26 protein-coding genes are annotated in these 24,090 nt (G+C 58.9%); 12 read left to right on the top strand and 14 right to left on the bottom strand.

Annotated elements, in window-relative coordinates; genetic code table 11:
* The first annotated feature begins 5 nt into the window (after window positions 1-5).
* The 3 genes from NQ230_RS17460 to entH are packed head-to-tail and all read left to right on the top strand — an operon-like array spanning window position 6 to window position 2,027.
* Window positions 6-860 (top strand): isochorismatase, encoded by an 855-nt coding sequence (locus tag NQ230_RS17460; RefSeq protein ID WP_257258424.1) that lies wholly within the window; start codon window positions 6-8, stop codon window positions 858-860.
* A complete protein-coding gene (gene entA / locus NQ230_RS17455; protein WP_228057785.1) occupies window positions 860-1,612 on the top strand; it encodes a 2,3-dihydro-2,3-dihydroxybenzoate dehydrogenase EntA in 753 nt (250 codons plus the stop codon). Before NQ230_RS17460 ends, entA begins: the two co-directional genes overlap by 1 nt.
* Before the next feature lies 1 nt (window position 1,613).
* Window positions 1,614-2,027: a proofreading thioesterase EntH gene (gene entH, locus NQ230_RS17450; protein ID WP_063143215.1), complete on the top strand. Its 414-nt coding sequence runs from the start codon at window positions 1,614-1,616 to the stop codon at window positions 2,025-2,027.
* Window positions 2,028-2,113: 86 nt separating this feature from the next.
* Here the strand turns inward: entH and NQ230_RS17445 are convergent, their stop codons facing one another.
* From NQ230_RS17445 to NQ230_RS17435, 3 genes are read right to left on the bottom strand one after another with little or no spacing between them, the layout of a single operon-like run.
* Window positions 2,114-3,226, bottom strand: a complete 1,113-nt coding sequence (locus tag NQ230_RS17445) for a M20 family metallopeptidase (RefSeq protein WP_257258422.1) — start codon at window positions 3,224-3,226, stop codon at window positions 2,114-2,116.
* 13 nt (window positions 3,227-3,239) lie between these two features.
* Entirely contained in the window at window positions 3,240-3,704 is a 465-nt protein-coding gene (locus tag NQ230_RS17440) for a YjiG family protein (RefSeq protein WP_010428441.1), read from the bottom strand.
* A complete protein-coding gene (locus tag NQ230_RS17435; RefSeq protein WP_257258421.1) occupies window positions 3,701-4,396 on the bottom strand; it encodes a nucleoside recognition domain-containing protein in 696 nt (231 codons plus the stop codon). The genes NQ230_RS17440 and NQ230_RS17435 overlap by 4 nt, the downstream gene beginning before the upstream one ends.
* 268 nt (window positions 4,397-4,664) lie before the next feature.
* Here NQ230_RS17435 and cstA point away from each other — a divergent pair, with 268 nt between their 5' ends.
* A complete protein-coding gene (gene cstA / locus NQ230_RS17430; protein ID WP_257258420.1) occupies window positions 4,665-6,770 on the top strand; it encodes a pyruvate/proton symporter CstA in 2,106 nt (701 codons plus the stop codon).
* A gap of 59 nt (window positions 6,771-6,829) precedes the next feature.
* Entirely contained in the window at window positions 6,830-7,027 is a 198-nt protein-coding gene (locus NQ230_RS17425; RefSeq protein ID WP_006809671.1) for a YbdD/YjiX family protein, read from the top strand.
* Here NQ230_RS17425 and NQ230_RS17420 read toward each other — a convergent pair.
* The 4 genes from NQ230_RS17420 to NQ230_RS17405 all read right to left on the bottom strand — a co-directional run bounded on the left by NQ230_RS17420 (window position 7,024) and on the right by NQ230_RS17405 (window position 9,778).
* Window positions 7,024-7,428 carry a helix-turn-helix domain-containing protein gene (locus NQ230_RS17420; RefSeq protein WP_029740113.1) on the bottom strand — a complete coding sequence of 135 codons (405 nt, stop codon included), beginning with the start codon at window positions 7,426-7,428 and terminating at the stop codon, window positions 7,024-7,026. The two genes, NQ230_RS17425 and NQ230_RS17420, sit on opposite strands and share 4 nt — an antisense overlap.
* On the bottom strand, window positions 7,400-7,705 hold the full coding sequence (locus tag NQ230_RS17415) for a type II toxin-antitoxin system RelE family toxin (protein WP_257258417.1): 306 nt from the start codon (window positions 7,703-7,705) through the stop codon (window positions 7,400-7,402). Before NQ230_RS17415 ends, NQ230_RS17420 begins: the two co-directional genes overlap by 29 nt.
* Before the next feature lie 183 nt (window positions 7,706-7,888).
* Entirely contained in the window at window positions 7,889-8,632 is a 744-nt protein-coding gene (locus NQ230_RS17410) for an SDR family NAD(P)-dependent oxidoreductase (protein WP_063143210.1), read from the bottom strand.
* Between the two features lie 57 nt (window positions 8,633-8,689).
* A complete protein-coding gene (locus NQ230_RS17405) occupies window positions 8,690-9,778 on the bottom strand; it encodes an oxidoreductase (RefSeq protein ID WP_257258415.1) in 1,089 nt (362 codons plus the stop codon).
* A 159-nt stretch (window positions 9,779-9,937) separates the two neighbouring features.
* Between NQ230_RS17405 and NQ230_RS17400 the strand changes: the two genes are divergently transcribed.
* The 4 genes from NQ230_RS17400 to NQ230_RS17385 all read left to right on the top strand — a co-directional run bounded on the left by NQ230_RS17400 (window position 9,938) and on the right by NQ230_RS17385 (window position 14,841).
* Complete coding sequence (locus tag NQ230_RS17400; RefSeq protein WP_257258413.1) at window positions 9,938-11,440, top strand: sugar ABC transporter ATP-binding protein; 1,503 nt, start codon at window positions 9,938-9,940, stop codon at window positions 11,438-11,440.
* Window positions 11,437-12,432 (top strand): ABC transporter permease, encoded by a 996-nt coding sequence (locus NQ230_RS17395; RefSeq protein ID WP_257258410.1) that lies wholly within the window; start codon window positions 11,437-11,439, stop codon window positions 12,430-12,432. The genes NQ230_RS17400 and NQ230_RS17395 overlap by 4 nt, the downstream gene beginning before the upstream one ends.
* A 19-nt stretch (window positions 12,433-12,451) precedes the next feature.
* Window positions 12,452-13,516: a sugar ABC transporter substrate-binding protein gene (locus tag NQ230_RS17390; protein ID WP_159513638.1), complete on the top strand. Its 1,065-nt coding sequence runs from the start codon at window positions 12,452-12,454 to the stop codon at window positions 13,514-13,516.
* An 83-nt stretch (window positions 13,517-13,599) separates the two neighbouring features.
* Window positions 13,600-14,841, top strand: a complete 1,242-nt coding sequence (locus NQ230_RS17385) for an LVIVD repeat-containing protein (RefSeq protein ID WP_201283057.1) — start codon at window positions 13,600-13,602, stop codon at window positions 14,839-14,841.
* 62 nt (window positions 14,842-14,903) lie between these two features.
* Here NQ230_RS17385 and mtnK read toward each other — a convergent pair whose 3' ends face one another.
* Window positions 14,904-16,103: an S-methyl-5-thioribose kinase gene (gene mtnK / locus NQ230_RS17380; RefSeq protein ID WP_121425477.1), complete on the bottom strand. Its 1,200-nt coding sequence runs from the start codon at window positions 16,101-16,103 to the stop codon at window positions 14,904-14,906.
* 103 nt (window positions 16,104-16,206) lie between these two features.
* Between mtnK and mtnA the strand changes: the two genes are divergently transcribed.
* Window positions 16,207-17,223: an S-methyl-5-thioribose-1-phosphate isomerase gene (gene mtnA / locus NQ230_RS17375; RefSeq protein ID WP_257258404.1), complete on the top strand. Its 1,017-nt coding sequence runs from the start codon at window positions 16,207-16,209 to the stop codon at window positions 17,221-17,223.
* A gap of 42 nt (window positions 17,224-17,265) precedes the next feature.
* A complete protein-coding gene (locus tag NQ230_RS17370) occupies window positions 17,266-17,736 on the top strand; it encodes an SRPBCC family protein (protein WP_121425475.1) in 471 nt (156 codons plus the stop codon).
* A 53-nt stretch (window positions 17,737-17,789) separates the two neighbouring features.
* Here the strand turns inward: NQ230_RS17370 and NQ230_RS17365 are convergent, their stop codons facing one another.
* The 3 genes from NQ230_RS17365 to NQ230_RS17355 are packed head-to-tail and all read right to left on the bottom strand — an operon-like array spanning window position 17,790 to window position 19,629.
* Window positions 17,790-18,332, bottom strand: a complete 543-nt coding sequence (locus NQ230_RS17365) for a 1,2-dihydroxy-3-keto-5-methylthiopentene dioxygenase (protein ID WP_193940244.1) — start codon at window positions 18,330-18,332, stop codon at window positions 17,790-17,792.
* Window positions 18,329-19,018: an acireductone synthase gene (gene mtnC / locus NQ230_RS17360; RefSeq protein WP_257258400.1), complete on the bottom strand. Its 690-nt coding sequence runs from the start codon at window positions 19,016-19,018 to the stop codon at window positions 18,329-18,331. Before mtnC ends, NQ230_RS17365 begins: the two co-directional genes overlap by 4 nt.
* The gene (locus tag NQ230_RS17355) at window positions 19,015-19,629 is read right to left on the bottom strand and encodes a methylthioribulose 1-phosphate dehydratase (protein WP_257258399.1); all 615 of its coding nucleotides are present in this window, start codon (window positions 19,627-19,629) and stop codon (window positions 19,015-19,017) included. Before NQ230_RS17355 ends, mtnC begins: the two co-directional genes overlap by 4 nt.
* Window positions 19,630-19,751: 122 nt before the next feature.
* Here NQ230_RS17355 and NQ230_RS17350 point away from each other — a divergent pair, with 122 nt between their 5' ends.
* Complete coding sequence (locus tag NQ230_RS17350; RefSeq protein ID WP_121425473.1) at window positions 19,752-20,912, top strand: pyridoxal phosphate-dependent aminotransferase; 1,161 nt, start codon at window positions 19,752-19,754, stop codon at window positions 20,910-20,912.
* Here NQ230_RS17350 and NQ230_RS17345 read toward each other — a convergent pair whose 3' ends face one another.
* From NQ230_RS17345 to citR, 3 genes are all read right to left on the bottom strand, one after another.
* The gene (locus NQ230_RS17345) at window positions 20,913-21,539 is read right to left on the bottom strand and encodes an IbrB-like domain-containing protein (protein ID WP_121425472.1); all 627 of its coding nucleotides are present in this window, start codon (window positions 21,537-21,539) and stop codon (window positions 20,913-20,915) included.
* Complete coding sequence (locus tag NQ230_RS17340; RefSeq protein WP_257258396.1) at window positions 21,524-22,747, bottom strand: phosphoadenosine phosphosulfate reductase; 1,224 nt, start codon at window positions 22,745-22,747, stop codon at window positions 21,524-21,526. Before NQ230_RS17340 ends, NQ230_RS17345 begins: the two co-directional genes overlap by 16 nt.
* 174 nt (window positions 22,748-22,921) lie before the next feature.
* Window positions 22,922-23,821: a DNA-binding transcriptional repressor CitR gene (gene citR, locus NQ230_RS17335; RefSeq protein WP_257258395.1), complete on the bottom strand. Its 900-nt coding sequence runs from the start codon at window positions 23,819-23,821 to the stop codon at window positions 22,922-22,924.
* Between the last annotated feature and the right edge of the window lie 269 nt (window positions 23,822-24,090).

The raw sequence follows: 24,090 nt of genomic DNA, 5'->3' as shown, positions 1-24,090 counted from the left end.
AGAACATGGCCATTCCAAAATTAACCGCTTACGCGCTGCCGACCGCCGCAGAGCTGCCGACGAATAAAGTAAACTGGGCGTTTGAGCCGGAACGCGCCGCGCTGCTAATCCACGATATGCAGGAATATTTCCTGAACTTCTGGGGCGAAAACAGCGCGATGATGCAGCAGGTGGTGGCGAACATCGCTAAATTGCGCGCTTACTGCAAAGCGCACCATATTCCGGTCTACTACACCGCCCAGCCGAAAGAGCAGAGCGATGAAGACCGCGCCCTGCTGAACGACATGTGGGGGCCGGGCCTGACCCGCTCGCCGGAGCAGCAGCGTATCGTCGCTGAACTGACGCCGGACGAAGCGGATACGGTGCTGGTGAAGTGGCGCTACAGCGCGTTTCACCGCTCGCCGCTGGAGCAGATGCTGAAAGAGACGGGCCGCAACCAGCTGCTGATTACCGGCGTCTACGCCCACATCGGCTGCATGACCACCGCCACCGATGCCTTCATGCGCGACATCAAGCCGTTCTTTATCGCCGACGCGCTGGCGGATTTCACCCGCGACGAGCACCTGATGTCGCTCAACTACGTGGCCGGACGCTCGGGCCGCGTGGTGATGACCGACGAGCTGCTGCCGTCCGTTCCGGCGACCAAAGCCGCGCTGCGCGAGCTGATCCTGCCGCTGCTGGATGAGTCCGACGAGCCGATGGATGACGAAAACCTGATCGACTACGGCCTGGACTCGGTGCGCATGATGGCGCTGGCCGCCCGCTGGCGCAAAGTGCACGGCGACATTGATTTCGTGATGCTGGCAAAAAATCCAACAATCGACGCCTGGTGGGCGCTGCTCTCCCGCGAGGTGAAGTGATGGGTTTTGATTTTACCGGCAAAACCGTCTGGGTGACGGGCGCGGGGAAGGGGATAGGCTACGCGACGGCGCTGGCGTTTGTGGAGGCGGGCGCGCAGGTGACCGGCTTCGATCTGGCGTTTCCGCTGGGTGATTATCCGTTCGCCACCGAAACGCTGGACGTGGCGGATTTTGCTCAGGTCAGCGATGCGTGTGGGCGTTTGCTTAATACCCTTGAGCGGCTGGACGTGCTGGTCAACGCGGCGGGTATTCTGCGCATGGGGGCGACGGACCAGCTCTCGCAGGAGGACTGGCAGCAGACCTTCGCGGTCAACGTCGGCGGCGCGTTCAACCTGTTCCAGCAGACGATGGGCCAGTTCCGCCGTCAGCAGGGCGGGGCGATAGTCACCGTGGCGTCCGACGCGGCGCACACGCCGCGCATCGGCATGAGCGCCTACGGCGCCTCGAAGGCGGCGCTGAAAAGCCTGGCCCTGACCGTCGGGCTGGAGCTGGCGGGCAGCGGCGTGCGCTGTAACCTGGTGTCGCCGGGCTCAACGGACACCGATATGCAGCGCACCCTGTGGACCCGCGACGACGCGGAGCAGCAGCGTATTCGCGGCTTTGGCGAGCAGTTTAAGCTCGGCATTCCGTTGGGCAAAATCGCCCGTCCGCAGGAGATTGCCAGCACGGTGCTGTTCCTGGCGTCCGATGCCGCCAGCCATATCACCCTGCAGGATATCGTGGTGGACGGCGGCTCCACGCTGGGAGCGTAAAATGATCTGGAAACGTCATTTACCGCTCGAGGAGCTGAACGCGACCAGCCTGAACACCCTAGTGGCGCATCTCGGCATCGTCTATACCCGTATCGGCGACGACACGCTGGAAGCGGAGATGCCGGTGGATGCGCGCACCCACCAGCCGTTTGGCCTGCTGCACGGCGGGGCCTCGGCGGCGCTGGCGGAGACGCTGGGCTCAATGGCCGGTTTTCTGATGACCCGCGACGGGCAGAGCGTGGTGGGGACGGAGCTGAACGCTACACATCATCGCGCGGTCTCCCACGGTAAGGTGCGCGGGGTGTGCCAGCCGCTGCATCTGGGCCGCTCCACCCAGAGCTGGGAGATTGTGGTATTCGACGAGCAGGGGCGGCGGTGCTGCACCTGCCGGTTGAGTACGATGGTGTTGGGTTGAACGGTGCAGAATTGCTCGGTGGCGCTTCGCTTACCGGGCCTACGCGTAAGGTGTAGGCCGGGTAAGGCGAAGCCGCCACCCGGCGTTTACAATGTCGAGACGATCCGCTTTAACAAACGAATTCTCGGCTCAATGGACGCTTTATCCAGCCATTCCGCGGGGCTGTGGAACCCGGCGCCAATTGGCCCCAGTCCGTCGAGCGTCGGGATGCCCAGCGCGGCGGTGTGGTTGGCGTCGCTGCCGCCGCCGACCGCCTGCCAGGTGATGTCGATACCCTCCGCTTTTCCTGCTGCTTCAACCTGCTGCATCAGGGCCTGGGTCGCAACGCTGGCTGCCATCGCCGGTTTGTGATTCACCCGCGCAAGCGTCGTGGTCACGCCGTTTAAAAAGCCTTTTTCACATAACGCCTCCAGCGCCTGGTTCACCCGGTCGTACTCGTCGTTTTCCCAGAAGCGTACGTCGAGTTCGGCTACGGCGTTATCCGCCACCACGTTGGCCGCGCTGCCGCCGTGAATCACCCCGACGTTGAGCGTGGTGCCGCGATCCCAGTCGGTTAGCGCATTAATGGCGATAACGCTTTTTGCCAGGGCGGTAATTGCCGAGCGGCCTTTCTCCGGGTCGTTACCCGCGTGCGCCGCCACGCCGCTGAAGGTGAGGTGATAGCCCGCCATCCCTTTACGCGCTTTCACCAGCGAACCGTCGGCGCGGGCGGCTTCGCAGACCAGCACGCAGCGGGAACGCTTAGCCAGCTCGCCGATCCATTCGTGGGAATGCACCGAGCCGGTCTCTTCATCCGGGTTCATCGCCACGGCAATCGCGAGACGATCGTTGTCCGCTGCGTCGAGCCCGCGCATCGCCCACAAAATATTCAGAAGTCCGCTCTTCATATCCGAGACGCCGGGGCCGTACAGGCGGGTATCGTCCTCGCTCATCGGGCGCTCGGCGACGGTACCGGGCGCAAACACGGTATCCAGGTGCCCGACCAGCAGCACGTCAAAGCGTTCCGCCTGCGGCTTGTTGCTGACGAACACGCCCGGGCCCACCTTATCGCCCAGATTCACCTGCTCGGTGTGCCAGCCCTCGCGCTGCCAGAGCTGCTGCATAACGCCTGCCACGGCGGCAACGCCCGCAATGGTCTGGGTGCCGCAGTCCACGTTCACCAGGGTTTTCAGCTCTTCAATATAGTGGTCAAGATTCATGTTCACGTCCTGTTCAGAGAATAATGCGCATCAGCAGCATGGCTAAAAACGCGTTGACGACCGAGATGGCGATCATCAGCGGGATACGTTTGGCGCGGGTGCCGATCACGCCCAGAATGCGGCCCAGATACTGCACCTGCGAGCCCATCAGGTAGATGGCGGGTGCCAGGATCGCCAGGTGTTCGCCGGTGATAATGCCTTTATCAAACAGGCCGATGGCGACGCCGATCCCGCCGCCCATCGACATCCAGCCTCCGATCAGCACGGCGGCGGCCTCACCCGGCAGGCCGAACAGGCCCATCAATGGGGCGAAGATCATGCCCAGCCCTTTCAGGGCACCGGTGATTTCCAGCGCTTTAATGATGATAAACGCCATCACCACGTTGGGCAGGGTGCTGCTGGTGGCAATGCTCCAGCCCTTGCGCGCGCCTTCGACGAAGACATCGGTAATCACGGGGTTAGACTGTGGGGCACTCATGCGGCGTCTCCTTTACGGGTGAAGGACAGGATCAATCGCAGCAGATTTGCGCCCACGATCTTCATGATGAACATGACGGCGATACAGGCCCCGATGGACGTGGGAACCGCCGCCGTGCCGTCAACGGCGACCAGCGTGAAGAGGATCGCCCCGGAAGAGAAAAAGTTGGTGATCATCGCCCCGGCGGAGAACTGGAACATGGCGAAAACGTCTTTCTCTTTTTCGCTGATTTGCCCTTCGTCAGACAGGTTACGGGTCAGCGACGCGCCCACGTCGGTGCTTTGCAGGCTGCCGATCAGCGCCAGCCCGGTGGTGCCGGGAATGCCCAGCAGCGGGCGCAGCAGCGGGGTTAAGAGTTTGCGGGCGGCACGCAGCGCGCCGTAGTGCTCCAGCACGTTGATCATCCCCAGCGCGAACATCACCGCGGGAATTAAACCGAGCGCGAAGAGAAATCCGTCCATCGCGCCGCTGCCGTCGGTGCCGCGAAAGGCGCTGCTGGCTGTCGTCAGGGTGCCGTCATCCAGGCTGGCTTTACTGACCACTTTGCCAAACGCACCGTTGAGGGTGGTGAAATCAAAGACGCCGTACCACTCTTTTCCGCCTAACAGGCCAGAGAAGAAAACGGCTGCAAACGCCAGGGCGAAGTACGCGCCCGGCCCGACCTTATGATCCTGAGGTACAGAACTGTTCATATCCTTTTCCTTGTAAGCGCGCGATTGCGCAGGATCATTCTGGCGAGGTTATGAGCAAAAAAAATGATACAAATCATTCCGTAAGGCCGCGTCTGGCTGAAAAAGGCAAAAGTGTGACCGAGGACGTCGCGAAAGTGATCGGCTTAACAATGTGGTGTAAATGTCTGGTTTGACCACGCATTATTGCGTTTCAAAGTTGTTAAATTTTTCCGGTTGTTCTAGAAACAAAATGTAACATCTCACTGTTTCACAACAACGGATAACCACTATGAACAACTCAGGGAAATACCTTACATGGGCAGGGCTCTCCGTTGTGGGAGCCTTTGCCCTGGGCTATATCGCCCTCAACCGGGGGGAACAGATCAATGCGCTCTGGATCGTCGTCGCCTCCGTCTGCATTTATCTGATCGCGTACCGTTTTTATGGCCGCTATATCGCGAAGAACGTATTAGGCGTTGACGCGACGCGCATGACGCCTGCCGTCCGCCATAACGACGGGCTGGACTACGTGCCGACCGACAAAAAGGTGCTGTTTGGCCACCACTTTGCGGCGATTGCCGGGGCGGGCCCGCTGGTGGGGCCGGTGCTGGCGGCGCAGATGGGGTACCTGCCTGGGATGATCTGGATCCTCGCGGGCGTGGTGTTGGCGGGCGCGGTGCAGGACTTTATGGTGCTGTTCGTCTCCACCCGCCGCGACGGGCGTTCGCTGGGTGAGCTGGTGAAAGAGGAGATGGGGGCAACCGCCGGGGTGATTGCACTGGTGGCGACCTTTATGATTATGGTGATCATCCTCGCGGTGCTGGCGATGATCGTGGTGAAAGCGTTGACCCACAGCCCGTGGGGAACCTATACCGTTGCCTTCACCATTCCGCTGGCGCTGTTTATGGGGATCTACATTCGCTATCTGCGCCCGGGGCGCATTGGTGAAGTGTCGGTGATTGGTCTGGTATTTCTGGTGTTCGCCATTATCTCCGGCGGCTGGGTGGCGGAAAGCCCAACCTGGGCACCGTTCTTCGACTTTACCGGCGTGCAGCTGACCTGGATGCTGGTGGGCTACGGCTTTGTGGCGGCGGTGCTGCCGGTGTGGCTGCTGCTGGCTCCGCGTGACTACCTCTCCACCTTCCTGAAAATCGGCACCATCATCGGGCTGGCGATCGGCATTCTGATTATGCGCCCGACCCTGACCATGCCCGCGCTGACCAAATTTATTGACGGCACCGGCCCGGTCTGGACCGGTAACCTGTTCCCGTTCCTGTTTATCACCATCGCCTGCGGTGCGGTGTCCGGCTTCCACGCGCTGATTGCCTCCGGCACCACGCCGAAGATGCTGGCGAATGAAAATCAGGCTTGCCTGATCGGCTACGGCGGCATGCTGATGGAGTCTTTCGTGGCCATCATGGCGCTGGTCTCGGCCTGTATCATCGATCCGGGCGTGTACTTCGCGATGAACAGCCCGATGGCGGTGCTGGCGCCTGCCGGAACCGTTGACGTGGTGGCGTCCGCCGCGCAGGTGGTGAGCGGCTGGGGCTTTGCGATTACCCCTGATACGTTGACGAGCATCGCCAGTGAAGTGGGCGAGCAGTCGATTATCTCCCGTGCGGGCGGGGCGCCGACGCTGGCAGTGGGGATGGCCTACATCCTGCACGGCGCGCTGGGCGGGCTGATGGACGTCTCCTTCTGGTATCACTTCGCCATCCTGTTCGAGGCGCTGTTTATCCTGACGGCGGTGGATGCGGGAACCCGCGCGGCGCGCTTTATGCTCCAGGACCTGCTGGGCGTGATCTCGCCGAACCTGAAGCGTACCGATTCGCTCCCGGCGAACCTGCTGGCAACGGCGCTGTGCGTGCTGGCGTGGGGCTATTTCCTGCACCAGGGCGTGGTCGATCCGCTGGGCGGGATTAACACCCTGTGGCCGCTGTTCGGTATCGCCAACCAGATGCTGGCAGGCATGGCGCTGATGCTCTGCGCGGTGGTGCTGTTCAAAATGAAGCGCCAGCGTTACGCCTGGGTGGCATTAGTGCCAACCGCATGGCTGCTGATCTGTACCCTGACGGCGGGCTGGCAGAAAGCCTTCAGCCCGGACAACAAGGTGGGCTTCCTGGCGATCGCCAACAAGTTCCAGGCGATGATCGACAGCGGCAAGATCCCGGCGCAGTACAACGAGTCGCAGCTGTCGCAGCTGGTGTTTAACAACCGTCTGGATGCCGGGCTGACTATCTTCTTTATGGTGGTGGTCGTGGTGCTGGCGTTGTATTCTCTCAAGACCGCGCTGGCGGCGTTGAAAAACGACAAGCCAACGGCGAAAGAGACGCCGTACGAGCCGATGCCTGAAAACCTGGAAGAGATTGTCACCCAGGCCAAAGGGGCGCATTAACCTGTGTGCCGGGTGGCGCTAGCGCTTACCCGGCCTACATTTCCTGTGAGACCAGAATTATGTTCGACACCCTTTCCAAAGCAGGTAAGTACCTGGGCCAGGCTGCCAAAATGATGATTGGCGTGCCGGACTACGACAACTACGTCGAGCATATGCGCGTCAACCATCCGGACCAGACGCCCATGACCTACGAAGAATTTTTCCGCGACCGTCAGGACGCCCGCTACGGCGGCAAGGGCGGGGCGAAGTGCTGTTAGCCCTCTTTCGGTAAATAGAGGCTGATCTGCTCCTGCTTGCAGCCATAAATTGCCGCCAGCTTTTCGCGGGTGCGCTTTTGCGGACGGGAGTCCAGCGCTTCCAGCTGTGACACGGCGGACTGGGTGATGCCGAGTTTTTCCGCCACCTCCTGCTGGGACATGCCGCGCAGGATACGCCACGCGGCCTGCAGGCTGACGTTCTGCCAGGTCATGATGCTGCAGACTTCCCCAGGCAATTCCACGTCATCAAGACTATCGTGTTCGACCTCAATATCCTCCAGATCGTCGTCGGTTTCGTCGTCAATTTCTGCCATCTGTAAGAGCATACGAAAATATTCGTGATAGGGAATAACGACGTACTGCGTTTTCCCGTTATCGTCCTTGATTAGCTGTACAGCCATAGTTGGCACTCTCCTCATGCAGGTAAGTCGTTGAAGTTCTTCGCTTGACGACCAAAACATAACAATGGTCATCGGGATCGCCACGAAGCGTATAGATGATGCGGTAATCGCCAACGCGTAGCCGGAAATGATCTTCTGTCGCCGATATTTTTTTGATATCGGGCCGGGGAGCCGAGCGGTCATCCAGCTCAGCAAGCTTTACCTCAATGCGACGCTGATACCGCTCGTCAATCTTTGAAAACGCCTTCTTTGCACCATTGGACCAGACAATCTTCATCCGTACCTCCACTGTACGCCCACACAAAATATAAGAAAATAATAAGACTATTAGATAAATTCCGAATTTCTAATGGGGTACTGTAGAGCGGAGAAAAAACGGGAGAAAGCGGCAAAACGCGAACCGTCGAGGGCGCTCGGAAACGCCTCTGCCGGGCGACAGAGGCTTGCAGGAAATATGCGATCAGGCGTTCAAACCGCCGTCCACGTCCAGACCGGTTCCGGAGATCTGCCCGGCAAGCGGGCTGGCGAGAAACGTGACCGCCGCCGCGACGTCTTCCGGCTGGCCGTAATGACCCAACGCAATAAGCTGACGCTGAGAGTCAGCCTGTTCGCCGTCTTCCGGGTTCATATCGCTGTTGGTGGGGCCGGGGTGGACCAGGTTAACGGTAATGCCGCGCGGCCCTAAATCACGGGCCAGCCCGCGGGTGAGGGAGTTAAGGGCCGATTTGGTCATCGAGTAAACGGCGATACCCGGCTGCGCCACGCGGTTCGCCAGACAGCTGCCGATGTTGATGATGCGTCCGCCGTCGGACATGTGCACCAGCGCTTCCTGAATGGCGATTACCACGCCGCGAATGTTGACGTTGATAAGCGCGTCAATATCCGCCAGCGTCATGGATTCCAGCGGGCCGCCGCGCGCGATCCCGGCGTTATTGACCAGAATATCCAGCCCGCCAAGGGAACGCGCCGCATGGGTGACGGCATCCTGAATCGCCTGCGCGCTGGCGCTGTCCGCCTGTACGGCTTCGCCGTGTCGTCCCAGCGCCTTAATCTCATCGGCGACCGCCTGGGCTTTATCGGCCGATTTTTCATACGTAATAATCACATCCGCACCGGCGCGCGCCAGCGAGAGTGCAATAGCCCGACCCAGCCCGCGGCTGGCACCGGTAACCAGCGCCTTTTTACCTGTTAAATCGATCTGCATGATGACCTCGTTACGAGAGTGGTGAGAATCATCATTAGGTATAGACGTTCGGCGCAATTAACGGCGGAAGGATTCCACCTTCTCAAACGCGGCGCGCAGAACGTCAGGCGTTAACGCAACCGGCAGATAGTGAATCGACTCCACCGGGCGCAGGGTATGGGCGATGACCCGATCCAGCTCGTCGCGGTTATTGATGTCGACGTCCAGCTCGCGAAGCGTGGTCGGCAGGTTAAAGCGCTGATACGACGCCACCAGCTGCGCCAGCACGTCGTCCTGGCCGAGCAGGGCGCTCTGCACCAGAATGCCGTAGGCTACCTTGGTGCCGTGCAGGTATTTTTCCGTCTGCGGTAGCACGGTTAAGCCGTTGTGCACCGCATGCGCCGCCGCCACGCGCGTATAGCGTTCGCCCAGGCCGCCGACCATCCCGCCACCGGCGATAATCGCATCTACCACGTCCCGGAACGCCTGCGTCTGGTCACCGCGCAGCTGGTCGGCAAGCGCCTCTTCGCTGCGCGCCAGCAGCACGTCGCGGATCGCCAGCGCGCCGTTGATGCCCAGCCGCACGGTCAGCGGCAGGTTCTCCGGCTCAGGTGCCAACACCACCGCTTCGTACCACTTCGCCAGCGTATCGCCGATGCCCGCCAGCAGATATTCCGCCGGGGCGTTAAGGACGATCTGCGGCTCCACCAGCACCAGGAAGTTGGCGTCGTCGAAGATCTCAAAATGCAGCGCCTGACCGGCATCGTTGTACCAGACGGAGAGTGGGGTCCAGGCCGCGCAGGTGGCGGCAATGGTGGGGATGCCCACGAACGGTACCCCTAAGCGGCGCGCCACGGCCTTCACGGTATCCATCACCGCACCGCCGCCGACGCCAATCACCACGCTGGCGTCGCTGCCGGATTCATTCACCAGATGGGTGACGTCGCGCTCGCTGCAGTGGCCTTTAAACAGCAGGCGTTTCGCCCCCGGCGCGTTAAAGCTCTCCGGCAGGAAAGGGCGCGCGCCTTCGATAGCGCGCTCGCCGTAGATCCACACCGCGCGGGAAAGCTGTTCCGGAGTAAAGAAGTTATCCAGCTGCGCAAGGCTTCCGGTATGAGAGAAGTAGTTCGCCGGGCCAGGCACGACGCGGATATCGGTGTTGCTCATGGTGTTGTCCTTTTTTAGCAAGCGCTAACCCGATGTTATGTCTGGACATCCGGATGGCTAATAATATTTCGCTTTATCTTATGCCTTTTCCGTCGTTGTCAGTCAACCGGAGCTGTGAAAAATTCGATAAATCAGAAGAGTAATGAAGGATTTACGCGGATGGTTTCCAGTCGCCTTGAGATGCGCGGTATCAGCCTGGCCTTTTCCGGCTTTCAGGCGCTGTCGCGCGTGAATTTCACCTTAACCGGCGGGTCCGTACATGCGCTGACCGGTGCCAACGGCGCGGGCAAATCGACCCTGATGGCGGTGCTGTGCGGCACGCACGACCACTATGAGGGCGAGATAAGCATTAACAACCAGCCGGTGACGATCCGCGAACCGCTTGATGCCAAACGGCTGGGGATCCACCTCGTACAGCAGGAGGTGGACGTGGCGCTGATCCCGGGGTTAAGCATCGCCGAGAACATCATGCTCGACCAGCTGGCGCAGCCGGGGCATCGCTTCAACTGGCGCGCAATCCGCCAGCAGGCGAGACAGGCGCTGGCGCAGCTGGATGTCTCTCTGGACGTACGCCGTTCCATCGACGGCTGTTCGCTGGCCGAAAAGCAGCAGATTTTGCTGGCACGCGCCTTGTCCCACCACTGCCGTTTTTTGATTCTTGATGAACCCACCGCGCCGCTGGATGCGCAAGAGAGCGAGCGCCTGTTTGCGGTGGTGAGACGTTTAAAGCAGCAGGGCATCGGCGTGGTGTTTATCTCCCATCGCATTCACGAGCTGAAGGCCATCTGCGACACCTTAACGGTGCTGCGTGACGGCAAGCTGATCGAGTCCGGTCCGATGGCCGATCTTAGCGGTGAAGCGATCGTCGAGAAGATGCTCGGCCACGTGCTGAGCGATATCTATCCGCCCGCGCGACCGCCGCACGGCGACGAAACGCTGCTGCGGGTGGAAGGTCTGCATGACGATGCGCTGCTGAAAGACATCTCCCTGCACTTGCGCAAAGGCGAAATTCTCGGGATTGCCGGGCTGGCGGGCGCAGGGAAAACCGAACTCTGCAAGGCGCTGTTTGGCGCCACCAAAAGCCGCGTGGCGCGCGGCGAGCTGAATCATCAGTCCTGGCAGCCGCGCGATCCGGCCGACTCCGTGTTGCGCGGTCTGGCGCTGGTGCCGGAGGAACGGCGGAAAGAGGGCATTTTTATCGACGAGCCGGTGAGCATGAACCTTGCCGTGTGCGCCGATAACAGCTTCTCGCACTGGAGCCTGTTTGGCCATCGTCAGGCGTGGCGCTGGGCGGAAGAGGTGATTGCCCGCGTCGGCGTGCGCGCCCGTGGGCCGGGGCAGGTGCTGCGCCGCTTATCCGGCGGCAACCAGCAGAAGGTCGCCATCGGTAAATGGCTGCGCAATGACGCCAGCGTGCTGATATTCGACGAGCCGACCAAAGGCGTGGACGTGAAGGCCAAAACCGACCTGTTCCAGCTGATTGACGGCCTGGCGCGCGAGGGCAAAGGGGTGATTTACGCCTCGGGCGAGTTTGCCGAGCTGGTCGGGCTGTGCGACCGCATCTGCGTGCTGTGGGACGGGCGCATCGTGGCGGAAATCGCCGGGGCCGAGGCCCGCGAAGAGACACTACTTTATTATTCAACCGGAGGAACGGCGTCGTGAGCAAGGCCCTTTCAGTGAACGCGGCGGCGTCTGGCCGTCAGCAGATTTTCGATTTTCTCTACAAGTGGGGCATGCTGTTAACCATCGTCGCGCTGGTGGCCGTCTTTGGCCTGGCGTCGGACAGCTTCCTCGATCCGAACAACATCATCAACATTCTGCGCTCGATTGCCATCGTGACGGTGATTGCCATTGGCGTGTCGATTTCATTGACCATCGGCGGGTTCGATCTCTCTGTCGGATCCACCGCCTCGCTGGCGAACGCGCTGGTGATTTCGCTTTTCGTCTGGCACGGCTTTGGTACCACTGAGTCGATTCTGATCACCCTCGCGCTCTGCACGCTGGTGGGGCTGTTTAACGCTTTCCTGATCGTCATCCTGCGTATTCCGGACATGCTCGCGACGCTTGCCAGCCTGTTTGTCATTCAGGGCGTGGCGATGACCTACAGCTACGGCGGATCGATTACCGAGAACATGGTGCTGCCGAGCGGCGACATGGCGGAAGGGACCATTCCGGCGACGTTCAGCCTGCTGGGGCAGGTGCCGACCATTGTGATCGTCATGCTGGTGGTAACCGTGCTGGCGCAGCTTGGCCTCTCGCTGACCACTCACGGACGCCGGATGTACGCCATTGGCGGCAACCCCGAAGCGGCGCGTCTCTCCGGCATTCGCACCACGCGCTACAAGGTGGCGGCCTACGTGATCGCCTCGCTGCTGGCGGGCCTGGGCGGGATTTTGCTGGCGTCGCGCATTGGTTCGTCGCAGGTGAATGCGGGCGGCGGATACCTGATGGATGCGGTGGCGGCGGCGTGGATTGGCTTCTCGCTGGCAGGCTCAGGCAAGCCGAACGCGCTGGGAACCCTGGTCGGAGCGGTCATTCTCGGCGTGCTGTCGAACGGGCTGGTGATGCTCTCCGTGCCGTATTACGCCATGGACATTATAAAAGGGCTGGTGCTCGCGGTGGCACTGGCGATTACCTACATACAAAAACGCTGACAACACAACGGGATAAAAAATGAAAAAGATTGCACTCTCTTTGGTAGCACTTGGGTTGCTCACGGCTCTGCCAGGCTTCGCGGCTACGCCCGCGCCGCTTCCGGCTGCCATTGCCAACCATGACGGCCCGATCCGCATCGCGGTGATCCGTAACCTCGGCTCAGACGACAACACCACGCAGTTTATTGCCGGCGCAATTCAGGAAGGGAAAAAGCTCGGCTTTAAGGTCAGCACCTTTTTAAGCAACGGGGATGACGCCAAATTCCAGGACTTCGTGAACCAGGCGATCAGCCAGAAATATGACGGGATTATCCTGTCTCAGGGGCGCGATCCGTACTCCACCGCGCTGGTGAAGAAAGCGGTGGATGCCGGTATTAAAGTCGCCGTTTTTGATACCGCCGTTAACGGCGAGATCCCGGGCGTGACCGTCACCCAGCAGGACGATGCCTCCCTGACGAACCTCTCCTTCGGGCAACTGGCGAAAGATTTCAACGGCAAGGCCAATATCGTCAAGCTGTGGGTCGCGGGCTTCCCGCCGATGGAGCGCCGTCAGGCGGCCTATAAAGAGCTGCAAAAGCAGTATCCGGACATCAAAGAGCTGGAGTCCATCGGCGCAGTGTCCTCTGACGTGCAGGGGGATACCGCCAACAAGGTGGGCGCGATCCTCGCGAAATACCCGAAAGGCAAAATCGACGCCATCTGGGGCACGTGGGACGCCTTCAGCCAGGGCGCGTATAAGGCGCTGAAGGAGAACGGCCGCACCGAGATCAAGCTCTACAGCATCGACATCTCTAACCAGGATCTGCAGCTGATGCGCGAACCGGGCAGTTCGTGGAAGGTGAGCGTGGCGGTGGATCCGAAGCTGATTGGCGCGACCAACGTGCGCCTGGTGGCGAACAAGATTGCCGGGGAAGCGACGCCTGCAACCTACGATTTCAAAGCGGCCGCCATTCCGCAGGCGCTGCTGACCGCCCAGCCGGGCCCGGTGAACGTGGCGTCTCTGGGGAAAATCATTCCGGGCTGGGGCCAGACGGAAGATTTTATCGCGCCGTGGTTTGCCACGCTGGAAGCCAGGTCAAAATAATGCCCGGTGGCGCTTCGCTTACCGGGCCTACGGTGTTGTAGGCCGGGTAAGGCGCAGCCGCCACCCGGCGAAAGGACTCCATTATGTCTGCATTACCTCAACCCGAATACAGCCGCAATATGCGGCTGATTGGCCATAGCGACCAGGGCGGTCGTCCGGACGGCGTGCAGCTGATGGTGCATCGCGGTTTCGCCTGGATCGGCCATATGGTTTCGCAGGGCTTTTCGATTGTCGACGTGCGCGACCCGAAGAACCCGAAAGCGGCAGGCTTCGTGCCCGCACCGCCCGGCACCTGGAACGTGCACCTGCAGGCGCATGACGACCTGCTGCTGGTGATTAACGCCCGGGATCTGTTTGCCGATGCCCGCTTTGCCGACGAGAAGGTCTACTACACCCGGCAGGTGGGGGAGACCGTCAGCGACGTGCAGGACAAAGGATGGAGCGCCGGGCTGCGCGTGTTTGATATCTCCACGCCGGACAGGCCGCGCGAAATCGGATTTCTGTCGCTGAGCGGCATCGGCATTCACCGCATCTGGTACGTCGGCGGCCGCTGGGCCTACGTGTCTGCGCTGATCGACGGCTTTACCGACTATATCTTCCTGACCATCGACCTGGCGGACCCGCGTAAGCCTGAAGTGGCGGGGCGCTGGTGGCTGCCGGGGATGAACCAGGCCGAAGGGGAGAAGCCGAACTGGCCGGAAGGCAAACGCTACGCGCTGCACCACGCGATTATCGCGGGCGACACCGCCTACGGCAGCTGGCGCGACGGCGGCCTGACGCTGCTGGACGTGAAGGACCGCACCCGGCCGAAGCTGATTAGTCACCGCAACTGGAGCCCGCCGTTTGGCGGCGGGACGCACACTGCGCTGCCGCTGCCGGACCGCGATTTGCTGGTGGTGCTGGACGAAGCGGTGCTGGATAACCAGCAGGACGGCGAAAAGCTGATCTGGCTGTTTGATATCCGCGAGCCGTCGAACCCGGTCAGCATCTCGACCTTCCCGCAGCCGGATGAAACCGACTACGTGGCGAAAGGGGCGCACTTCGGCCCGCACAACCTGCACGAGAACCGGCCGGGGAGCTTCGTCAGCTCGACGCTGATTTTTGCGACGTATCAGAACGCGGGCGTGCGCGCGTACGACATTTCCAATCCGTATCGACCGGTGGAAACCGGCGCGCTGGTGCCCGCCGCGCCGGAGAGAATGATGGACACGCGGCCAAATCGTCCGCAGGTGATCCAGTCGTGCGACGTGTTTGTCGATGCGCAGGGGATTATTTACAGCACGGATTATAACGGCGGGATGTCGGTGATTGAGTATTTGGGGTAAGTGCGGTTTGATGCCCTCACCCCGGCCCTCTCCCACAGGGAGAGGGAGAAAACCAAATGCAATCAGCTGTACTGCCGCACTCGTGCCACCAGCTCTTCCGCGCTGTCGATGCGGTCGGCAATGACAATCAGCGCTTTACCGAGCGTTATCGCGTGGCGCAGACATTCGTGGCGCATGGCTTCATCCTTGATGGTGTCAATATCCGCGACGTGGGAAAGCCCGACGCTGCGGCGAATGAGCTCGGTGCCGCAGAACCCGATGGCGTCATGCCAGACCTTTTTCAGGAACGCCGAGGCATAGCCCGGTGCGCCGAGCGCGGCGTCGCGCGTTTTCTCGTTAGCCAGCGCCTGGAAGCGTTCTGCGAAGGTGTTCCACAGCTCTTGAATATCGGTCAGGCGCTGCTCGCGTGCGGCGGCGGCATCGCGAATGCCAAGGTGCCCCGGCAGGCCGCAGAAGTTCAGCAGCAGGTTACCGATGGCGGTGCCGACGTCAAAGCCAATCGGCCCGAAATAGCCGAACTCGGCGTCGATGGCCTTCAGGCTGCCGTCGGCTACAAAAATCGACCCGCTGTGGATATCGCCGTGCAGCAGGGCTTCAGCCTGAGAAAAGAAACGGTGCTTCAGAGAGGCTACGGCAATTTTTAGCTGGGCGTCGTCGCGCAGGGCCGCTACGTCATTTTCCAGCTCGGTCGGGTAGCTGTTGCGCTCGTGGATCTGATACGGATCGTTGAAGAACAGATCTTCAGTGATCTCGCACATCTCCGGGTTGATGAATTTCGCCACCTGCGCTTTTTTCTCGTGCGGGTGCAGGTAGAAATCGCTGGTGTGGAACAGCGCGTGCGCGAGGTATTCGCCCAGCTGCTGCGCCGCCTGCGGGTAGTAAATGTTGTTGATCAGCTCGCCGCGCCAGATGCGATGGCTGGAGAGATCTTCCATCACCATTACCGCCAGTTCCGGGTCGAAGTGGTGGATTTTCACGGTGTGCTGCGGGCTGTGCCGGTAGTGCTCGACCAGCGTTTGCGCCTCAAGACGGGCGCGGTCCAGCGTCAGCGGCCAGGACTCGCCGACGCAGCGCACGTAGGGCAGCGCCTGCTTGACGATGATGCGGCTCACGCCAGCGCTGTCGAAAATTTTAAATACCAGATTGAGGTTGCCGTCGCCTACCTCCTGCGCCTCCACCAGCGATGATGGGTCATCAAGGCCGCCAAACTGCCTGGCATACTCCACGGCGTCCTGAGCGGTAAAGGTACGGTATTGCGACATGGCCTGTTCCTCACGGTTTGCTAATAAAGACATGTAGACGTCTATACATCTGGATTTCATCCTGACACAATGTGCTACAACAACGCAACAGGGAATTAACGACATGCAGACATTACAGACGACCAGCCTGCGGGTGGCGGATAATCAGCTCTTTATTCTCGACCAGCAGGCGCTTCCGCAGGAGAAACGCTGGCTGGATGCCTCGACGGTCGAGGCGCTGGTTGGGCACATTCATGCCCTGCGGGTGCGCGGCGCGCCGCTGATTGGTCTCTCTGCAAGCCTGCTGCTGGCGCTGCTGGCGGAAAACGGCAAAAGCCGCGACGAGCTGGCGGCGGCGCTGGAAACCCTGCGCGCATCCCGCCCGACGGCGGTGAACCTGATGAACAATCTCGACCGCATGAAGATTGCGCTGTGGCAGGAAGATTATGTTCCGGCGCTGGTGGCCGAAGCGCTGCGGCTGATTGACGAAGACAAACGGCTTTGCGACGCGATTGCGAGAGCCGGCAGCGCGCTGGTTAAGCCCGGCAGCCGTCTGCTTACCCACTGCAACACCGGCGGGCTGGCAACGGCGGGCGTTGGCACCGCATTGGGCGTGATTGCCCGCGCGCATCAGGACGGCAACGTCAGCTGCGTCTGGGTGGATGAAACCCGTCCGCTGCTGCAGGGCGGTAGACTGACCGCGTGGGAGCTTGGCGAGCTGGGCGTGCCGTACAAGCTGATTACCGACTCCATGGCCGCCAGCCTGATGGCGAAAGGGGAAGTGGACGCCGTGTGGGTGGGCGCAGACCGCATTGCCGCCAACGGCGACGTGGCGAACAAGATCGGCACCTATTCTCTGGCGGTGCTGGCGAAATTCCACGGCATTCCGTTCTACGTTGCCGCGCCGCAAACGACCCTCGACCCGGACTGCCCGAACGGTGACGCTATCCCCATTGAGCAGCGTGCCGCCAGCGAGGTGACGGGCGTGGCCGGAAGCTTTGGCGCGGTGCAGTGGGCACCGGAAAACGCGCAGGTCTATAACCCGGCGTTTGACGTTACGCCAGCCTCGCTGATTAGCGGCTGGGTGCTGGACACGGGCGTGGTCACGCCGGAAGCGGTGGCAAACGGGAAATTCGCCTGAGTCCGGCTATCCTTTAAGGGGTTCCCTTGAGAGGACAATATCGTGACGCTCGATCCTGAAACAGACTTAAAACTGGAGCGCGTGGTGGACGCACCGCGCGACCTGCTGTGGCTCTGCTGGACTACGCCGGAGCACATCAAAAACTTCTTCATTCCTGCTCCCCATAAGGTGACCGAATGCGACCTCGACCTGCGCGTGGGCGGGCGGTTCAACACCGTGTTCGAGGTGGACGGGCAGCGAATGGATAACCGGGGCGTATTTCTTGAAATCGATCCCGGTAAAAAGCTGGTCTTTACCGACGGTTACGGGGAGGACTGGAAACCTGCGGAGAAACCGTTTATGACGGCGATCCTGCTGCTGGAGGATGTGGGCGAGGGCAAAACCCGCTACACGGCGATTGCGCGCCATCCGACGAAGGAAATCCGCGAGCAGCATGAACAGATGGGCTTCCACGAAGGGTGGGGGATTGTGCTGGATCAGCTGGTGGGGTATGCAAAAGGGCTTAACGCGTAGTGCGCGCTGATGCCCTCACCCCGGCCCTCTCCCACAGGGAGAGGGAGAAAAGATTATGCTAACCGTGGATACGCATCCGCGATTGCATCGCCCGTAAACTGGGCCACCCAGCCTTCCGGGTTATCGAAAATACGGATCGCCGTAAAGTTCGGCTCTGAGCCCATATCAAACCAGTGCGGCGTGCCCGCGGGCACGGAAATCAGGTCGTTTTTCTCACACAGCACCTGATACACCTCATCGCCAATGTGCAGGCAAAACAGCCCTGCGCCTTCTACGAAGAAGCGCACTTCGTCTTCGCCGTGGGTGTGTTCGTTCAGGAACTTCGCGCGCAGCGCCTCTTTCTGCGGGTTGTCGGCGCGCAGGCTGATCACGTCCCAGCTCTGATAGCCTTTCTCCGCCACCAGCCTGTCGATGGCATGCTGATACGCCTCGATCACGGCTTCGGGCGCGGGATCGTGTCCTAAATCGCGATCCGCAGCCCAGCGTTCAAAACGCACGCCTTTAGCGTTGAGCTGCTGGGCGATCTCGGCGGCGTCGGTGCTGTGCCACTGGTGTTGACTGGCGTCTTTATCGGAATAAATGGTCAATGCGCTCATGAAGGGATCTGCTCCGGATTAATCTCGTCAAACTGGTGGACCTGATGGTGGTGGCTTGCGCCGTCATCATCGCCGCGAATCAGCTGCAGGGTGCGAAAACCTGCCTGTTCAGCCGCGTCCAGCTCCTGATGAATATCGGACAGGAACAGGATCTGCGACGGGGCGATGCCCGTTTGCGTCGCAATGTTTTGATAAGACTGCACCTCGCGCTTGGCGCCGATGTGGGTATCAAAATAGCCGCTGAACAGATGAGTAATATCACCTTCATCGCTGTAGCCAAATAACAGTTTCTGCGCGGAGACGGAGCCTGAGGAATAAACATAGAGATCAATCCCTTGTGCTTTCCACTTTTCCAGCGCAGGCAGTACGTCCGGGTAGAGGTGGCCGGTAAAGTCGCCGTTCACGTAGCCGTCATGCCAGATGATTCCCTGCAGGGCTTTGAGCGCGGTTGATTTGCGGTCTTCATCCATAAAGGCAAACAGGGCGTCGATAAGCTCGCTGACGCTGGCGTGCGGGTGGCCGATTTCATCACGCAGGTTGTCCAGAATGGATTTGACCGGCTCGGCGTACTGCTGCGCGGTCACGAAGGCCGCCAGCCGCTCACGCGCGTAGGGGAACAAAACATCATGGACAAAACGGATATCGCTGGTGGTGCCTTCAATATCCGTCACAATCGCGCGAATCATACTCTCTCCAGTTGTCGTAAACGCATTTCGCATTCAAATAAGAATTCTAATCCTTCCAGATGACGGCGGGCCTCGGCCACATCGCGTCCCCAGCAGGTTAAGCCATGACCGCGAAGAAGAAAACCATAATTAAGCGGGCGTTCCTGCGCGTAATGGGCGATTCGGGAGGCGAGGGCGTTGATGTCCTGGTCGTTATCAAAGACCGGGATAGCCACCGTATCCAGATGCGTGGTCTGCCCGGTGAGGGATTTTTGCATTTCAAAGCCGCTGATGTTGAGTTCGGCTTCTTTCACCAGACGCGACAGCACCGTGGCGTTGACGGTATGCACGTGCAGGACGGCGTTGGCTTCCGGGAACAGACGATAGATGAGGGTGTGCAATCCGGTCTCTGCCGACGGCCTGCGGCCAGAGGGCGCGCGGTTGGTGGCAATCTCCACCTGCAGAAAATCCTCCGTCGTCAGGCTGCCTTTGTCTTTGCCGGATTCGCTGAGCCAGCACAGGCGTTCGTCCTGACGCACCGACATGTTGCCGCCGGTGGCGGGTGCCCAGCCTTTGGCGCCAATCCAGCGGCAGGCGTCGACAAGATGTGTGAGTTGCAGGTTGTCTGTCATTTCCTTTTACCCTCGCGGCCAGGAATATTCATATGGTATAGACGTCTAAGCGTCTTGATTGCCAAAGACTAACATCGTGTTATAGTGGCAGCAACATAAGTATTACAAGCAGGCACGACACAATGAGCAATAACGCATTGATTCCGCAGAGTAAGCTTCCCAATCTCGGGACCACCATCTTTACGCAGATGAGCGCCCTGGCGCAGCAGCACAACGCCATTAACCTTTCGCAGGGATTCCCGGATTTCGACGGCCCGACCTATCTGCAGGAGCGTCTGGCGTACCACGTGGCGCAGGGGGCGAATCAGTATGCGCCGATGACGGGCGTGCAGGCGCTGCGTGAAGCCATTGCGGATAAAACGGCGGAGCTGTATGGCCATAAGCCAGATGCGAACAGCGAGATCACGGTGACGGCAGGGGCGACCGAAGCGCTGTATGCGGCGATTACCGCGCTGGTTCGCGCGGGCGATGAAGTTATCTGCTTTGACCCGAGCTACGACAGCTATGCGCCTGCGGTTGAACTCTCCGGCGGCGTGGTGAAACGCGTGGCATTACAGCCGCCGCATTTCCGTCCTGACTGGCAGGCGTTTGCTGCACTGCTGAGCGACAAAACCCGGTTGGTGATCCTGAATACGCCGCACAATCCGTCAGCGACGGTGTGGCAGAAAGCCGATTTCGCCGCGCTGTGGCAGGCGATTGCCGAACGTGAAATTTACGTGCTGAGCGATGAAGTCTACGAGCACATCTGCTTTGCCGAAGAGGGACACGCCAGCGTGCTGGCCCATCCGCTGCTTCGCGAGCGCGCTATTGCCGTCTCGTCATTCGGCAAGACCTACCATATGACCGGCTGGAAAGTGGGATACTGCGTGGCACCGGCCGCCATCAGCGCCGAGCTGCGTAAAGTGCACCAGTATCTGACCTTTGCGGTGAACACACCCGCCCAGCTGGCGCTGGCGGATATGCTGCGCGCCGAGCCGGAGCACTACCGCGAGCTGCCGGACTTCTATCGAAAACGCCGGGATCTGTTTGTGAATGCGCTGAGCAAAAGCCGTCTGGAGATTTTACCCTGTGAAGGGACCTACTTCCTGCTGGCCGACTACAGCGCAATTTCCGATCTCGACGACGTCAGCTTTTGCCAGTGGCTCACGAAAGAGGTGGGCGTGGCCGCCATTCCGCTGTCGGTGTTCTGTGCCGATCCCTTCCCGCACAGGCTGATCCGTCTTTGCTTTGCGAAGCAGGAATCGACGCTGCTGGCGGCGGCAGAGCGTCTCAACACGCTCTGATTATTTCACCGTCCAGGCTTCTGAGTAACGGCGGTCTGCAAACAGCTCCAGCAGACCGTTGATTTGCTTGAGGCGCAAGACTTCATCGCTGTCCATTCCCAGCTCCTTGCCTATTCTCTCGTCATTCCAGCCAAGCTGCACCAGCTCGCGAACGATCTCCGACATGGCGTTAATCTGGTGCCGACCCCGCGCCCGGTTGTGACGAATGGTTGCGGCCATACGGTTATGTTTATCCTGCCGGTCCTGGCGCAGGCAGGTGATGGGGAGATAGCCCTTAAGCTGATGCTTCAGCGCTGCCCGGTTTTTGCCGATTTCATGACGATGAAAACCATCCACAATTTCGTAGTGCTGCGGTTCACTTTCTGTCACAACGATAGGTTGGGTGAATCCATCGAGTTCCAGCGACTTACTGAGCAGCCGCTTTTCTGGAGGGGCAACGTTATTGGGGTTGTAGTCGTTAGCGGTAATAGCGTCCTGTCTGATCCAGAGGACGCAGTCTATCGGTTGCTCGCGAAAAGGGCTGTTTTTATGGATTGCTTCGCGAAAAGCATTTATGGCGTTAATGCGATCCTCTTCGGGAAGTGACTGAAGGTACGTTTCCATCTCGGTGATTAGTCTTTGTCGCATAATATTCCCCACTCCTTGCGTTTTGCCTTCACTCTGTCGCTGTAGCGCTGATAATGTTTGGGTTTATTTGGGCTGAACGATAGCGCTCTGCACCAGTAGTCGTTATTAAGGATAACCTTACAAATACGGCGCCAGGAGGGAATGTCTTTGGCACCGATATCACCGTCCTGCGTATCGGGAATATCCTCTATGCCCCTCTTCTGATACCAGTGCAGATAAATGGCGATTTTATTGCGGTAATGCTCAGCGGTATTTTGCGGCATGCTGTCGAGGAGCAGCATGGCATATTCGCGCCAGCATAGGTGCTCGGGTTTCAGGATTTTCCGGTGGCCGTAAAAATGGTTATCGTGCCCGGCGTAAATTCCCCCGCTGCGCACGCCGCTCACGCGCTCGCACATGGCCGCCCAGCGATCGGGCTCAACAACGTGGTACAGCCATAGCCCCTGGCGTTGTTCCGGGCCGAAGGGCTCACAAATACGCATATAGCGGGGCGGCACGCCGGCCTGGAACATCAGGTCATAGAGCGGGTTATAGCAACATCCCGATTTGGCGAACCAGGTCCAGATATCGGCTGTTTTCCAGTCGTAGAGGGGATAAACATACCAGGCATGCCCGCCCGGGGCGACAGTCGTCCAGGGTTTATCATCGGCAAAGCGCTGCTTACGCGCCGACGCAATAGCCAGAAAACGGTTGTAAGACTCATCGGCGCGGATGCCAATCATCACCGCCGCCGGGCGATTGTGAGAAAACCAGTCGGAGAAACTGCGGACAAAAGTTTCAAACGTCATGCCGGGCTGGTAGAAGGGAAAAAAAGCGGGATCGGTTATCGCATCGTCAGGAGGCTGGCGGACCCATCGGGTACCGGGTTCCCAGCATTGCCATTCCGGCTGGAATTGCGACAGGGAATTTTGCGTTGTCAGGGGAAGTGCTACCCACCAGAAATGGTCGATAACATCGCTGTACAGCTCGCGCATATGCTCAACGTGGGTAATGGTATGGGAAAACTGCGCTTCCCAGTCGATAAAGAGAACATCTATTTTTATTTTCATCTGTCGCGCCTGTCGGGCAACCAGATGCAGCATGACGGTGGAGTCTTTACCTCCTGAAAAAGAGACACAGGTTCTGGGTAAATTCTCGAGGGTCCATTTTATTCGTTCCCGGGCCGCAGAAAGAACATCCTGGTTAAGAGGGTACTTATAAATTGACATGTTTATTCTCATCCTGAGGAATAAATACCAGACGTTAGTGTCAATACTAGAGTGAGAATTATATCAGTCAATAATTAATGAGGTGTATAAAGTTTATGCTGAATGTTTCTATAACGACGGTGTATGTTTCTGAAAGAGGTGGTTCTCATTCTGTGCGAGAACCACGCCAACATCTCACGGTAAAGTTATTTCTTCAATAAAACTCGCGAATGCCGAGCTATTCAGCGCGGAACGATTATACATCATGTAAATATCAATGCTGGGAAAATGAATGTCTGTTTCCACTTTGCGCAGGTTAAGCGCTGGACCATATTGTTCAAAGGCCGGTGTGGGCGCTAGCCCTATGAGGTCGGATGAACTGATCACCGACAGAAGGGATATAAAAGAGTCGCTTCGGTAAACGATATTTCTTTCGGTTAACAGGTTCTCAGCCTTTTCCTGGTAGTCTTTGACGCTGTTCTCATCGCTCAGGTAGGCGGTGAAATTTTCATTCAGAATCTCTTCACGCGTGGGATTTCCGCTCATGCGGGGATGGTCCTTCCGACAAACGAGCACAAAAGGCAGCTTATGGAAAAGGCTGGAGGCAATAGAGCGGCTGCTGGAGGTGGCAAAAGAAAATATCAAATCGGCTTTTCGGTAAGCCAGGAGATCTTCAGCGGAATCTGGAGCGAGAAAAACATCATGTAATTCAATGGAGTAATTGTACTTGTTCATGAGCAGCTTCATTGGCTCAAGCATCGTTTTGGTGCTCATAAACTGCGGGCAGTAAATGACAAAATTTTTCTTCAACCCGCTGCTGTGCATGATGTTGATAGTCTGCTCAAGCTGGTTCAGGTTCTGTTCCAGATGATGATGCAAATTGACGCCGACGGTCGTGGGCGTGATCCCTTTACCGGAACGGATAAAAAGAGGATCGTTGAGTTGTCCTCGCAGGCGTTGCAGCGACTGGCTCACGGCTGAGGGCGTGATATACAGCGTCTCGGCGGCTTTACTGATACTTAGATGTTGGTAAATGCACTCGAAAATGACTAACAGATTAAGATCGAATTTTTTAAGGTCGTAGAGGTTTGCCATGTTTCGTCCTGAGGATGCTGTGTTTGCTGTGGTTATCACATCACTGATAACTATAGTTTGAAGTTAACCATTTACAATCCTTTCGGTTAACTCTCTTAATTTTAAATTAAACTCATCTTAATATATCACGACGTCAGATTATTGAAATAGCGCTTCAAAGGTGATTAAGATAATTTTATCTTAGAAGAGGGCGTGAACGTTTTAAATGACAATTGTTATTTATATATTGCGATAGTTTTATAATAAAAATAAATTTATAACGCTCCGGA

The organism is Enterobacter asburiae (genome assembly GCF_024599655.1).
Classification (GTDB): domain Bacteria; phylum Pseudomonadota; class Gammaproteobacteria; order Enterobacterales; family Enterobacteriaceae; genus Enterobacter; species Enterobacter asburiae_D.
The sequence above is the reverse complement of the archived record's forward strand: the minus strand, read 5'-3'. Positions and strand labels throughout refer to the sequence as shown.